Here is a 233-nt window from a genome sequence, read left to right as displayed (position 1 = left end):
AGGATCGCTTCACCCGTTGGTACGTCCTCGTTGGCGGTCTGGCGGTGCTGGCAGCCATCACCCTGATCTTCTTCTTCCTCGCCTACGTCGTTGCACCGTTGTTCCAGGGTGCCAGCCTGACCGCGAAAGATGCCATTACCCCAGCCTGGATGCAGAACGCCGGCAAGCCGCTGATGATTTCGCTCGAAGAGCAGAATCAGGTGGCGATGCGCGTTTCCGACAAGGGCCAGGCG

The 233-nt window shown here is 60.9% G+C and carries 1 protein-coding gene; it reads left to right on the top strand.

What is annotated here, in order from left to right; all coding sequences use genetic code 11:
• On the top strand, positions 1-233 hold a 233-nt coding region (locus tag ACR9ZK_RS23665), incomplete at both ends, for a hypothetical protein (RefSeq protein ID WP_481344350.1).

This window comes from Monashia sp. HAY1-5C, assembly GCF_056755255.1.
Note: the sequence above shows the minus strand (reverse complement) of the source record. Positions and strands in the feature narration are given on the sequence as shown.